Source organism: Trebonia sp., from assembly GCF_030042015.1.
In the GTDB taxonomy this organism is placed as follows: domain Bacteria; phylum Actinomycetota; class Actinomycetes; order Streptosporangiales; family Streptosporangiaceae; genus Trebonia.
In genome coordinates this window covers 1-9357 of record NZ_JASIAL010000297.1, presented here as the reverse complement: position 1 = coordinate 9357, position 9357 = coordinate 1, and the positions used below count along the sequence as shown (strand labels likewise).

Sequence of the window (9357 nt, the reverse complement as noted above, 5' to 3'; positions counted from 1 at the left end):
CGGCGTTCGCGCACCCCAAGGCGGGCACCGAGATCACCCCGTCGATGATCCCGTCGGTCTCCCAGTACGCCGGGCAGCAGCTGCTGACCGGGCAGCAGGCCGAGGCCTACGCTGACCACTTCATCGCCGTGCACCTGCAGGAGATCGGCGGCGGCAAGACCTACTCCCAGCTGTCCACCGAGGCGATCGCCAAGCCGTCCGACACCGCGCTGGCCAGCCAGGTCGCCACCGTGTTCAAGGGCACCACGCTGCGGTCGATGCTGCTGAACGCCTACGGCTGGTGGAAGGTCTCCCAGATCACCTACATCATCTCGCTGGTGCTGTTCGGCCTGGGCACCGTGTCCTTCCTGGCCGGGGTCTTCGGGTTCGCCCGGATCCGCCGCGAGCGCCCCGGCGCCACCGTGTTCGGCCCGCCGATCGAGCAGATCAAGGACGCCGGCCACGAGGCGGGCGCCACCGCCTAAGGCCAACGGCGCACACGCCTGCGAGTACCACTCCAGAAAAGCCGGCCGACCGGGAAGCCCCCGGTCGGCCGGCTGGCGTGTGCTACAGGTCGCGGGCCCACGTCTGCGCGGTCAGCTCGTGCCCGAACGCGCGTTCCCGCTGCTGGCTCACCAGCGTGAAGCCGGCCGCCACGTAGATCCGCCTGGCACTGACCAGGACGTCGTACGTGGAAAGGACGATCCGCGCATAGCCTGCCCGGCGGGCGAACCGCAGCACCTCATCGACCAGCCGGGTGCCGATTCCCAGGCCGCGGGCCCAGCGTTCGACGAGCAGCATCCGCAGCCGCGCCGTCGCGTCGTCCTCGGGCACGCAGAACACCGACCCGGCCGGCACGCCGTCCACCTCCGCGATCCAGCCAGCGCGGCGCGGCGTGTCCCCGGCCCGCAGGTAATCGGCGACGATCCGGGCGACCCACGCCTCGAACTCGCTGTTCCAGCCGAACTCCCCGGCGTAGACCGCGCCGTGCCGTTGCAGCACCCAGCCGAGGTCGCCGATCGCGGGCGGCCGCAGCACCACCGCGCGCGTCCGCCGCTCCCCGAGCAGGTCGCCGATCTCCCGCATGGCGTCAACCAGCCTGCGCCTGTCCACTCCGGCCAGCAGCTCACCGATCTGCCTGGCCGAGCGCGCGTCGAGTTCGGCCGCCGCGGCCCGTCCTGCGCCGGTCAGCGCGATGTCCTGGCGGCGCCCGTCGCCGCCAGAGCGCTGCCTGATCACAAGCCCGTCCTTCTCGAAGCGGGCGAGCACCCGGCTCAGGTAGCCGGCGTCGATGTCGAGCGTGCGACGCAGGTCGGCCACTGCCGTGACATCCGCCCGCGCCATCTCGAACAGCAGCCTCGCCTCGGTGAGCGAGTACGGCATGTCCAGGTACATGCCGTGCAGCAGCCCGATCACGTTGGTATAGAAGCGGTTGAACGCGCGGACCGCCGCCACGTGGTCCGGCCGGGTCTCATCGGTAACGGCGCCCATGGCCCTCCCTAGTCTATTGCTTGCCTAAGTCAACAATAATCCTTGTCCTAGTCAAGCAATAGACCCCCTTTCGCGCGCTCCGCCGTGCCGCGTTCTGGGCCAATTGCGCCAACGCCCCAGCTCTATCGGGCCAGGTGCGCCAACGGCCCAGTTGCCTCCTGGCAGCCCGGCCTCCGGCTCGGCACCACCGATCCCAGGAGCCACTGGCGTTACTACTTCGCTTACTCCCCGGTCGCGGGCGACGCACGGCCACGGGAGAATTGGTGTCCGAGGTAACCAGCGCGACGGAAGGCGGGACTGGCATGCGGATGCGGACACTCGGCGGCACCGGGATCAAGGTGAGCGCGTACTGCCTGGGCGCGATGATGTTCGGCCAGTGGGGCAACCCGGACCACGGGGAGAGCATCGAGGTCATCCACGCGGCGCTCGAGGGCGGCGTCAACTTCATCGACACCGCCGACGCGTACTCGGGCGGTGAGTCCGAGGAGATAGTCGGCGAGGCGCTGCGCGGTCGCCGCGACGAGGTGGTCCTCGCCACCAAGGTGCACTTCCCGATGAGCGCGGACCCGAACGCCCGCGGCAACTCCCGCAGGTGGATCGTCCGCGAAGCGGAAAACAGCCTGCGGCGGCTGCGGACTGACTACATCGACCTGTACCAGATCCACCGGCCGGACCTGGACACCGACATCGAGGAGACGCTGTCGGCGCTGTCGGACCTGACCCATAGCGGCAAGGTCCGCGCGATCGGATCGTCGGCGTTCCCCGCGGAGCAGATCGTCGAGGCGCAGTGGGTGGCCGAACGGCGCGGCTACGTCCGGTTCCGCTGCGAGCAGCCGCCGTATTCGATCTTCGCGCGCGGCATCGAGACCGCCGTGCTGCCTACCTGCCAGCGGTACGGCATGGGCGTGATCACCTGGAGCCCGCTCGCGGCCGGGTGGCTGACAGGGAAGTACCGCGCCGAGACCGGGGTCGACATGACCGGGCACCGGGCCGCGCGCCTGCCGGTGCGGTTCGACCAGTCGCTGCCGGGCAACCAGGCCAAGCTCGCCGCCGTGGAGGACCTGATCAAGCTCGCCGCGGACGCGGGCCACTCGCTGACCCATCTCGCGCTGGCGTTCGCGTCAGCCAACCCCGCCGTCACCTCGGTGATCATCGGCCCGCGCACCATCGACCAGCTCACCGACCTGCTGGCCGGCGCGACCGTCGCGCTCTCCGACGACGTGCTCGACGAGATCGACAAGATCGTCGCACCTGGCGTGACGCTCAATGCCCCCGACGCGGGGTGGCTGCCCCCGACGATCACCGACCCCGCCAAGCGCCGCCGCCCGCACGATTCTCGCTCGGCCGCCTGACGCGCTGGCCCGATGACGCAGCTGCGGGTCAGCGACGGGGTGTGCGCGGCGTTCGCCAGCTTCCGGATAGCGGCGATCGTGGCCGGGGGCTTCGCGGGCCGCGGCCCGTGGCCCGAGGTGGACGCCGCGCTGGCGGCCCTTGAGGAGTCCGCGGCGGCGGGGCAGGCGCCCGCGGTCGCCGCCGCCGATCCGCATATCGCGGCCTGGCACGCGGCGTACCGGGCGTTCGGCACCAACCCCAAGCGGGAGCGGCCGAGCGTCGACGCGCTCCGCCGCCGGCTGGCCCGCACCGGTCGGCTGCCCAGGATCAGCGCCGCCGTGGACTGCTACAACCTCGTCTCGGTCACCCACGGCGTGCCCGCGGGCGCGTTCGACCTGGACGCGGTGACCGGGGACATCACGGTCCGCTTCGCGGCCGGCGACGAGGACTTCACCCCGCTCGGCGAGCCCGGCGTGACCGAGCACCCCCGTCCGGGCGAGGTCATCTACACGGACGCGAAGTCCGTGCTGACCAGGCACTGGAACCACAGGGACGCCGACCGCACCAAAGTCACCGCGGACAGCACCCGCGTCGTGTTCCTGCTCGAGACGACGGACGCGCCGAACTTCGGCCAGGCCGTGGCCGCCGCCGCCACCGACCTGGCCACCCGCCTGGCCGCGCGCTCCGCCCGGGTGAGCACCCACTGGCTCACGCCGGCCACCCCGGCGGCCTTGTTGTAGGCGACCGACGTCAGGCGGCGTGCAAGCCCAGCCACAGGGCCACCACCGAGAACACAATGGCCGGGAGAACGGTCAGCACCCCGAGCCGCGTGAACTCACCCAACGCGACGTCCGGACCGTGGGCGGCGCGCAGCACCCGCCGCCACAGCAGCGTGGCCAGCGAGCCTGTGTAGGTGAGGTTCGGGCCGATGTTGACGCCGAGCAGGACCGCCAGGACCGCGCCGGTACCCGCCGGGGCCGCCAGCGGCAGCAGCACGAGGACCGCGGGCAGGTTGTTGACGACGCTGGCGAGCGCCGCCGCAAGCGCCGCGATCACCAGCAGGGCGGGCAGCGACGTCCCGGCCGGCAGCACCGGGCGCAGCGCCGACCCGAGCCCGTTGTCCACGACCGCCGCGACCACCACTCCCAGCGCCAGGACGAACAGCAGGAACGGCACGTCCGCGCTGCGCGCGATCGCGGCGGCCGTCGTCTCCCCCCGCGCCAGCGCGCGGACGGCCAGCACCAGCGCGCCGCCGAGCGCCGCCCAGGCCGGGTTCGCGCCCGCCGCCGAGGCGACCACGAACCCGCCGAGCGTCAGCGCGACGACGACCAGCGTGAAGACCGGCATGCCAGGGACGTCGGCGGGGGCGGCGACAGGCGCGACGCCCGCGACGCCCGCGACGCCCGGGGTGCCCGCGACGCCCGGGGCACCCGGGGCGCCCAGGCCACCAGCGTCCAGGTCCGCCGCGAAGAACCGCCGGAGCACCGCGTACTCGACCCCGATGGCGGCCAGCCAGGGCAGCGCCATCAGCGCCCCGAACTCGCCGAACGACACCCCGCAGACCGCGAACGCCAGCAGGTTCGTCAGGTTGGAGACGGGCAGCAGCAACGACGCCGAGTTCGCCAGGTGGCCGCAGGCGTACGCGTGCGGCCGCGCCCGCACACCGGTCCGCGCGGCCGCGGCGAGCACCACAGGGGTCAGCAGGACCACGGTGGCGTCGAGCGACAGCACCGCGGTCGTCACCGAGGCGACCGCGAAGACCCGCACGAGCAGCCGCCGCCCGGGGGCGCGCCGGCCGGACCCGCCCAGGTCGCCCCGCGCGAGCCACGCCCCGCACGCGCGGAACAGCCCGTCGTCGTCGCACAGCCGCGCCAGCACAAGGACGCAGGCGAGGAACCCGACCACCGGCGCCAGCCGCCGCGCCTGCGCCAGCGCCGCGTCCGGCGCGATCGCCCCGGCGAGGATGACGAGCCCCGCCGCCGGCACCGCCGCGGCCGCCTCGGGCAGGCCGCGCGGCCGCCGCACCGCCCACACCAGGACAACGGCGAGGACCGCGGCCGCGACCGCTTCTGGAAACCCGCGCAGGTCCGTATTCATGCTCCTTTCATTTTCCCCGAACGAGCAGGACCGGCTGTCGCGACAGACGCCACTGCCGGCCGCGGATAACGGTTTTGAATGCCGCTCGAAATGGCAGCCGGCTGGCGCCAAGTAGGAACAATGCGACTACTCAGACCCTGTATCTACCTCGTGGTTCGGCCATAAACACACGCGCGTAACATTGCGAAGCTCGGTATGGAAGTGCCATCCCCCACGGTGTAAGTTCGCTGGCGAAGGCCGTAGCAGCGGAGGTTTTATGAGCATTCTGGGCACGCGGGTGATTCGGACGGAGGACCCGCGGCTGCTGACAGTCGGCGGTGTCTACGTCGACGACCTGCGGGAACCTGAGCTTGACGGGGCGGCGCGGGCCACGTTCGTGCGTTCGACGGTGGCGCATGCGCTGATAACTGGAATCGATGCCTCGGCGGCGCTTGAGCAGCCGGGGGTCATCGCGGTGCTGACCGTGGCGGACATGGACGACATGCCGCCGCCACCGCCCGCGGGGGAATTCGACCCGGACGCGCCCGCGGTTGAGGGGCCGCTGCCGCTGGGCGGGCCGTGGTCCGAGCCGCTGCTCGCGGTCGACCGCGTGCGGTTCGTCGGCGAGCCGGTCGCGATCGTGCTCACCGACAGCACCTACCAGGGCGAGGACGCCGCCGAACTGGTCAGCGTCGACTACGCGCCGCTGCCCGCGGTGCCCAGCATCGCGGCCGCCCTGGCCGCCGAGAGCCTGCTGTTCCCCGACGCGGGCACGAACGTGTGCCAGAAGGGCGGCCACGAAACGAGCGATGAGGCCATTTTCGACGGCTGCGACATCGTCGTCGAGGGCGACATCGTCAACCAGCGGGTGGCCTGCCTGCCGATGGAGGGCCGGGCGACCGCCGCCGCGTTCAGGGACGGGAAGCTCACCGTCTGGACGAGCACGCAGAACGCCCAGCTCTCCCGGCTGATCCTGACCGCGGTCGGGCTGCCGCCCGCCGCGATCCGGGTGGTCGCGCCGGACGTGGGCGGCGGGTTCGGCGCCAAGATCGGCGTCGACAGGGAGTCGATCCTCGTCGCGTGGGCGGCCAAGCACACCGGCCGGCCGGTGCGCTGGGTGGAGACCCGCAACGAGAACCTGCTGGCGATGACCCAGGGCCGCGCCCAGGAGCTGCACATCAAGATCGGCGGCAGCCGCGACGGGCACATCAAGGCCTACCGGCTCAACGTGATCCAGGACACCGGCGCGTACGCGCGGATGAGCGGGTTCCTGCCGAGCCTGACCGTGCTGATGGCGCCGGGCGTCTACGACATCCCGGCCGTGCAGGCCGACTACAAGGTCGTCGTGACCGACGGGACGCCGATCTCGGCCTACCGCGGCGCCGGCCGGCCCGAGGCGGCCGCGACGATCGAGCGCGCGGTCGACTGGTTCGCCGCCGAGGCGGGGCTTGACCCGGCGCAGGTGCGCAAGCTCAACTTCATCAGGCCGGAGCAGTTCCCGTTCGTCACCAAGACCGGCGCGCCGTACGACTCAGGCGAGTACGAGGCGGCGCTCGACAAGGTGCTCGCTAAGGCCGGGTACACCGAGCTGCGCGCCGAGCAGCGGCGCCGCCGGGAGGCCGGCGAGGTCAGGCAGCTCGGCATCGGGCTGGCCAGCTACGTCGAGGTCACCGCGGGCGACGCCGGCGCCGGTGAGACCTGCAGGATCGACGTGCACGCCGACGGCACCGCGACCGTCTACACCGGCAGCTCGGCGCACGGCCAGGGCCACCACACGGCGTTCGCCATGCTCGTGCAGGCCGAGCTCGGCATCCCGATGGACAAGGTCGAGGTCATCCACGGCGACACCGACCTGATCCCGGACGGCGTGGGCACCTACGCCTCGCGCTCGCTGCAGCTCGGCGGCTCCGCGGTGCAGAAGGCGGCGATCGAGGTCAAGGACGAGGCGGCCAGGCAGGCGGCGTCGCTGTTCGAGGCCGCGGAAGCCGACGTCGTGCTCGACGCGGACACCGGCCTGTGGCAGGTGCGCGGCGACCCGGACAAGTCGCTGACCTGGGCGCAGGTCGCCTCGCAGGCCGAAGGCGGCACGCTGACGGCGAACGTGCGGTTCACCCAGGCGATGCCGACGTTCCCGTTCGGCGCGCAGCTGTCGGTCGCCGAGGTGGACACAGAGACCGGCAAGGTGACGCTGCTGCGGCACGTCAGCTGCGACGACGCGGGCCCGGTGCTGAACCCGGTGCTGCTTGAGGGCCAGCGGCACGGCGGCATCGCGCAGGGCGCGGCGCAGGCGCTCGTCGAGGAGGTCCTGTACGACGCGGACGGCAACCCGCTGACCTCCACGCTCGCGGACTACGGCGCGATCACGGCGGCCGAGCTGCCCAGCTTCGAGCTGGTGACCAGCGAGACGCCGACCACGCTGAACCCGCTCGGCGTCAAGGGGATCGGCGAGGCAGGCACGATCGGCGCCACCCCCGCGGTGCAGAACGCGGTCATCGACGCCGTCTCCCACCTCGGCGTGCGGCACATCGACATGCCCCTGACACCGGAACGTGTGTGGACCGCTATCCAGTCGGCTGGTTTGCGCCAATAAGCATAGAAAGGCGAGCGCGAAGTGAAGGTCGAACTGACCGTCAACGGCAAGGAGATCACCGCGGACGTCGAGGACCGCATGCTGCTCGTGCACTTCCTGCGCGACGTGGCGGACCTCACCGCGACCAACATCGGCTGCGAGACCACGTCCTGCGGCGCCTGTACGGTGCTGCTCGACGGCGAGTCGGTCAAGTCGTGCACCGTGCTCGCTGCGCAGGCGGACGGGCGGTCGGTGACCACGCTGGAGGGGCTGGCGTCGGACGCGGGGGAGATGCACCCCGTGCAGCAGGCGTTCCACGAAGAGCACGGCCTGCAGTGCGGCTACTGCACGCCGGGCATGGTGATGGCGATCGTGTCGCTGCTCAGGGAGAACCCGTCGCCAACCGAGGCGGAGGTGCGCGCCGGGCTCGAGGGCAACATCTGCCGCTGCACCGGTTACCACAACATCGTCAAGGCCGCGCTGTCTGCGGCTGCCGCGGGGGTGGACCGGTGATCCCGCCCGCGTTCACCTACCGGCGCGCCTCGTCGGTCGACGAGGCGCTCGACCTCGCGGCCACCTACGGCGAGGACGCCAAGTACCTGGCCGGCGGGCACTCGCTGCTGCCGCTGATGAAGCTGCGGTTCGCCGCCCCGTCGGTGCTCATCGACCTGGGCCGGGTCGCGGAGCTGTCGTACATCCGCGACGCGGGGACGTACGTGGCGATCGGCGCGCTCACCAGGCACCACGACGTGCAGCACTCGCCGGTGCTCGCGGCGGACATCCCGCTGCTTGCCCACACCGCCGGCCGGGTGGGCGACCCGCAGATCCGGCACCGCGGCACGATCGGCGGTTCTGTGGCGCACGGCGACGCGGCCTCCGACCTGCCGGCCGCGCTGCTCGCGCTGGACGCGACGTTCGTGGTGCGGGGCGCCTCAGGTACCCGGTCGGTGCCGGCCACGGAGTTCTTCAAGGGGATCTTCGAGACCGCCCTCGAGCCGGGCGAGCTGCTGACGGAGATCCAGGTGCCCAAGCCCGCCAACCCGGCCGCCTGGTCGTTCCAGAAGTTCACCAAGCGGGCGATCGACTGGGCGATCGTCGGCGTGGCCGTGCAGGGGAACTCGATCGCGCTGGTCAACATGGGCCTGACGCCGCTGCGGGCCAGCGCCGCGGAGGCGGCGCTGGCGTCCGGCGCGTCGATCGCCGACGCGGCGGCGCTCGCCGCCGAGGGCACCTCGGCGGGCTCGGACATCCACGCGAGCAAGTCCTTCCGCGAGCACCTGGCCCGCGTGCTGGTCAGGCGGGCGCTGGAAGAGGTCGCCGCCCGCTCGTAACCGGGTCCTGGACGACGTCGCCCGCCCGCGCCGGTGCCGGCGCGGGCGGGCGACGGGCGCCTCATTGCGGGATGTCGACGTACCACAGTTCGTTTTCCCCGGCCACCCCGTAAATCGGCACGGCGACGCAGGCTATCGGCGACAATCCGGGCGTGGCGGTACCCGAGCCTGTCGCGGTCATGAACGCGACGGCGAACGAATCCGTGCTGCTCGGCATGCCCGTCGCCGGGTTGGCGTTGCTGACGCAGTTGCCGTCCTCGCAGAACGAGCCGGTGATCGCGACCAGCGCCTGGTCCCCGGACACGACCGTGCTGGCGACGGTGAAGTTGCCTGTCTCGTGCGGGATAGTGGCCGGGCAGTCCGAAGCGGACGCGTTGCTGTATGAGCACATCAGCTTCGCGTCGCCGGCCAGCGCCGCCGCCAAGTACCCGTCGACCGCGTCGGCGGGCGTGTCGTGGCCCGGGTGCACGCCGGCCGGCTGCGTGCTGCCGCCGTCACCGGCTGGCTGGCTCGCGGCGGGCGACGAAGCAGTCGCGGCTGGCTGGCTGGCGGCTGGCTGGCTGGCGGCCGGCGCGCTCG

The 9357-nt window shown here is 72.2% G+C and carries 9 protein-coding genes; 6 read left to right on the top strand and 3 right to left on the bottom strand.

From position 1 onward, the window contains the following. The coding region (locus tag Q1N79_RS15815; RefSeq protein WP_300609829.1) for a hypothetical protein at positions 1-464 on the top strand (464 nt) is incomplete at its 5' end. A gap of 82 nt (positions 465-546) precedes the next feature. On the opposite strand, the gene Q1N79_RS15810 is transcribed toward Q1N79_RS15815, so the two are convergent. Further along, entirely contained in the window at positions 547-1470 is a 924-nt protein-coding gene (locus tag Q1N79_RS15810; protein WP_300609828.1) for a helix-turn-helix domain-containing GNAT family N-acetyltransferase, read from the bottom strand. Between the two features lie 263 nt (positions 1471-1733). Here Q1N79_RS15810 and Q1N79_RS15805 point away from each other — a divergent pair, with 263 nt between their 5' ends. Together Q1N79_RS15805 and Q1N79_RS15800 are read left to right on the top strand one after the other, a co-directional pair. Continuing rightward, complete coding sequence (locus Q1N79_RS15805) at positions 1734-2822, top strand: aldo/keto reductase (RefSeq protein WP_300609827.1); 1089 nt, start codon at positions 1734-1736, stop codon at positions 2820-2822. Between the two features lie 12 nt (positions 2823-2834). Then, positions 2835-3542 carry a phenylalanine--tRNA ligase beta subunit-related protein gene (locus tag Q1N79_RS15800; protein WP_300609826.1) on the top strand — a complete coding sequence of 236 codons (708 nt, stop codon included), beginning with the start codon at positions 2835-2837 and terminating at the stop codon, positions 3540-3542. Between the two features lie 10 nt (positions 3543-3552). Here Q1N79_RS15800 and Q1N79_RS15795 read toward each other — a convergent pair whose 3' ends face one another. Next, positions 3553-4899: an SLC13 family permease gene (locus Q1N79_RS15795; RefSeq protein ID WP_300609825.1), complete on the bottom strand. Its 1347-nt coding sequence runs from the start codon at positions 4897-4899 to the stop codon at positions 3553-3555. Positions 4900-5155: 256 nt separating this feature from the next. Between Q1N79_RS15795 and Q1N79_RS15790 the strand changes: the two genes are divergently transcribed. The 3 genes from Q1N79_RS15790 to Q1N79_RS15780 are packed head-to-tail and all read left to right on the top strand — an operon-like array spanning position 5156 to position 8778. Continuing rightward, the gene (locus Q1N79_RS15790) at positions 5156-7468 is read left to right on the top strand and encodes a xanthine dehydrogenase family protein molybdopterin-binding subunit (RefSeq protein ID WP_300609824.1); all 2313 of its coding nucleotides are present in this window, start codon (positions 5156-5158) and stop codon (positions 7466-7468) included. 21 nt (positions 7469-7489) lie between these two features. Beyond that, positions 7490-7960, top strand: a complete 471-nt coding sequence (locus tag Q1N79_RS15785) for a (2Fe-2S)-binding protein (RefSeq protein ID WP_300609823.1) — start codon at positions 7490-7492, stop codon at positions 7958-7960. Next, complete coding sequence (locus Q1N79_RS15780) at positions 7957-8778, top strand: FAD binding domain-containing protein (protein ID WP_300609822.1); 822 nt, start codon at positions 7957-7959, stop codon at positions 8776-8778. Before Q1N79_RS15785 ends, Q1N79_RS15780 begins: the two co-directional genes overlap by 4 nt. Positions 8779-8839: 61 nt before the next feature. Here the strand turns inward: Q1N79_RS15780 and Q1N79_RS15775 are convergent. Continuing rightward, positions 8840-9357 (bottom strand): hypothetical protein (locus Q1N79_RS15775; RefSeq protein ID WP_300609821.1); only part of this gene is annotated, 518 nt, incomplete at its 5' end.